The following is a 1,345-nucleotide window of genomic DNA, read 5'->3' as shown; positions in this document are numbered from 1 at the left end:
CATTGAACATTTAACCGTATTCCAATTGAGTTTTTTACTTCGGCAAATATGAGTGTTGGTAATATTAATTATTCTTCACAAAATGACCCTATGGCAACACGGCAAGGTCTATTGCCTACTTATGCAAAATCGTTGGCTAATCTAACAACTTTAAAGAAAATGTTTCGTACTTTTCAAAAAGAAGATATTGATTTAACGATGATAGATTTAGAAGCATATTATACCCAGTTAGAAGTTAATGCATTACTAGATAGGGTTGTTATAGAAAAAATTAAAGATGATAAACTTATAAAATTAAAAGAAGAAATATTAAATGAATTAAAAAAGTTAATTTCTATTTCAGATTGAGAATTAATTAATTATCCTGAAGCAAACGAAAAATTAACATTTAAAATTCCAGATTATGATTTAACAAAATATTACTATAAAATATCAATTTCAATAACAGATTGTTCATCTGGTAATCAATTTGTAACATATTATTTTGAAACAATATCACAAAAATCAATATTTACATTTTTAGCAGATAATTCTTATAAAAAAATAACAATTAAGCAAGATGGCTCAATTACAAATGATACAAATAATATTGTTATTAAAGATTTAACAATTAAAAGAAAAAAAATAATTTAGAAAGGAAGTGATTTTATGTCAAAAATAACTATTAAAGATGTAATTATGTTTTTGAAAATCTTTGGAGTTTCATCATTGTTTTTTATAGCAGGAATTATTATTTGTTTTATAGGGCCAACTAAGCTAGGAATTGGTTGACCTGCATATGTAATTATTGGTGCAATGCTTAATGGTTTTGGGATTATTGTTTTAATTATTGAAACAATTAGATTTATCAAAACACATAAAAAAGAACAAAAACAAGATAACATTGAAGATGTTATTAAAAAAGAAGAAACAAAATAAAGAGGTGTTATAAATGGGATTGTTACCAGCCAAAAAGAAGTTAAAGAAAAGCTATGATATTGATAGTTATTATCTTAATTTATCATCAACGATTACTAATCGTAAAAATGTTACTGTTCAAAAACATAATGATATTTTAGAAAAAATAATTTGTGAAGATAATGCTAATTTTTTAAATCCACGTGAGTTAGAAATTAGCATTTATAATACACTTACTAATCAACAAATAAACTCTAAATTAATTAATAACTTTTTAAAAACACAGGACTTTACTAATAAGAATTGATATAACGAATATAAAATTAATAAGAATGGTAAGGGTGCATACTTTATTTTTGCTAATAATTCAAAACTTAATTTTATTACTATTGATTTTTACAATGACCAATATGATGAATTAGGTAATTTAGTATCTTGTACTTTTGAT

General features: G+C 23.3%; 3 protein-coding genes. All 3 read left to right on the top strand.

The window, feature by feature from the left end; genetic code table 4:
* On the top strand, positions 1 to 633 hold a 633-nt coding region (locus D9R21_RS07640; RefSeq protein WP_158613978.1), incomplete at its 5' end, for a hypothetical protein.
* Between the two features lie 15 nt (positions 634 to 648).
* Entirely contained in the window at positions 649 to 918 is a 270-nt protein-coding gene (locus D9R21_RS06510; RefSeq protein ID WP_126821545.1) for a hypothetical protein, read from the top strand.
* 13 nt (positions 919 to 931) lie between these two features.
* Positions 932 to 1,345 (top strand): hypothetical protein (locus D9R21_RS06505; protein WP_148108881.1); only part of this gene is annotated, 414 nt, incomplete at its 3' end.

It is taken from the genome of Spiroplasma endosymbiont of Megaselia nigra (genome assembly GCF_003987485.1).
Lineage (GTDB): Bacteria > Bacillota_I > Bacilli_A > Mycoplasmatales > Mycoplasmataceae > Spiroplasma.
This window is presented reverse-complemented; position numbering and strand designations above follow the sequence as displayed.